Origin of the sequence: Citrobacter braakii, assembly GCF_002075345.1 — a bacterium.
Lineage (GTDB): Bacteria > Pseudomonadota > Gammaproteobacteria > Enterobacterales > Enterobacteriaceae > Citrobacter > Citrobacter braakii.
Genome location: NZ_NAEW01000063.1, coordinates 1 through 1,938 on the forward strand (window position 1 = coordinate 1; position 1,938 = coordinate 1,938).

Annotated in this window: 2 protein-coding genes and 1 pseudogene; all 3 read left to right on the forward strand. The window is 55.9% G+C overall.

Going from position 1 to position 1,938, the window contains the following annotated elements; genetic code table 11:
- Positions 1 to 343, forward strand: a pseudogene (locus BZK42_RS29460) (hypothetical protein); the annotation flags it as partial.
- Positions 344 to 607: 264 nt separating this feature from the next.
- Positions 608 to 976, forward strand: a complete 369-nt coding sequence (locus BZK42_RS27755) for a hypothetical protein (protein WP_080861565.1) — start codon at positions 608 to 610, stop codon at positions 974 to 976.
- Positions 969 to 1,938 (forward strand): DnaB-like helicase N-terminal domain-containing protein (locus BZK42_RS27760; protein ID WP_080861568.1); only part of this gene is annotated, 970 nt, incomplete at its 3' end. The genes BZK42_RS27755 and BZK42_RS27760, both read left to right, overlap by 8 nt.

The following is a 1,938-nucleotide window of genomic DNA, read 5'->3' on the forward strand; positions in this document are numbered from 1 at the left end:
TGAATACACCACTGACCGTAAGTCGTTACCGGCGGCGGAAACAATTCACCATCTGGCCTGTGAACTGTTCCCGCAGTGGAAAGCGCTGTTTGATGATGTTCTTCGCCGAAGACCCGGCATGAATGGTGCTGCGGGTGCAGTTGCCGGCACTGATGCGGCGTCAGCAGAGTCCGGCGTTCAGGAAGCCGTCTGTGTCGGATGTGGCTGTACTGACAATAACGCCTGCGTGAACGAATTCCGTGAGCCCTGCCACTGGCTGAAGGTGAATTATGAAACCGGGCGGGGCGTGTGTTCGTCATGTGAATCTTTCCGGAATCATCCGCTGACTGATGATGCTGAGTGAGGGGGAGACGATGATGAAAAACTTCCCTCTGATTCATATCGTCAGAGTCGCATATTCAGTGGACAAAACCGTACTCTGTACGGTTTACACTCACACCAGTCACTTTAGCGGCCCCCCGTTGTTGATGTTTACGTTCAGGTTCATCCCGTCATTTTTTGCCGTTTTTTACACAGTCCAGAATGTGTGAGGTGGAAAATGCGAATTCTTTATCGTGCAGTATGCTCCTGCGCTGCCTCCCTGCAACGGGGGTTTGATGAAAAACGGATGTTTTTTGAGGCTGACCTTAACGACGATGCCGGCGCGATCCTGGTCGCGTTGCTGGTTGATATCTGGGGTGTGCCTGAATCCACGGTGATTTACCACAACCTGCTGTCGGAGTACGAATACCACCGAAAGCTTGATGAGCAGGCCGGAACCCCGGTTCGCCACTCCCCTGAAACAGGCAGTCTGCGGGATCATATGCGGCTCTTTGAGGTCATGTGGACGTATGACCATGAGCGGCGTGATAGCGTGTCATATCTGCCGTTGTCTGACATGCCGCTGTTTCTGGTATCTCCGCGTATGTACCGGCGTCTGCTGGAAGCGTTCCTTGCCTGTCCGCGTGAAGTAGCGGCGGAGGTGGTGAATGGCTGACGTCAAAACAACGAATCAGCATCGTGATGTGCCATACCATCAGGGAGCTGAGACCAGCGTGCTCGGCGGGCTGATGCTGGACAATGACCGCTGGGATGAGGTGGCTCCTCTCCTGATACCGACCGATTTTTATCTTTACGTCAACCAGCTGATATACCGTGAGATAGAGCGTCTGGTCAGCGCGGGGTATCCCATTGACCTGATTACACTCTCGGAATCACTGGAGCGGCGGGGACTGCTGGAGCGTTGTGGGGGTTTTGCTTATCTGGCAGAAATGTCCAAAAACACGCCCAGTGCCGCCAATATCGTGGCATACGCTGAAATCGTCAGGGAGTGTAGCCGGGCCCGGCAACTGATGAAACTGGGGAGCTCCCTTTACCAGCAGGCTGCCCTGCTGCAGCCGTCCAATGGTAAGGGCATATCCACCCTGAAGCAGGTTACGGACTCACTGATTGAGCAGGGCGAGAAGGAACTATTTAACCTGGCGCAGCAGAATGTACCGCAGACCTGTCTGAGTATCACCACGCAGGCATCGGATGTGATGACCTGGCTGGAGTCGGTGGCAGGTGGGGCTGGAGTGACGGGTGTTCCTACGGGATTTGCGGAGCTGGATGCAAAAACCTGCGGCTGGCAGGACGGTAACCTGATACTGATTGGCGCCCGTCCGTCCATGGGTAAAACCGCCCTGGCGGTCGGGCATGCGCTGGCGGCGCTGTACGGATGTCCTGTGGACAGAACGGTCCAGTTCTACAGTATGGAGATGCCCGCGGCACAACTGATGCTTCGCCTGATGTCCATCCTGGCGAGGGTTCCGCTGACCCGTCTGCGTAGCGGGAATCTGACCAGTCATGACCTTGAACTGGTGTGTGGCGCGGTGGGAATGCTGTCGCAGTGGGAAAACCGCTTCCTTATCGATGACACCAGTTATCAGACCCCGGCCACGCTGCGGACTTCCGTCCGGC

Bases quoted from the DNA above. Each gene is read 5' to 3' on its own strand.
- BZK42_RS27755 (WP_080861565.1), top strand. From the start codon at position 608: ATGTTTTTTGAGGCTGACCTTAACGACGATGCCGGCGCGATCCTGGTC.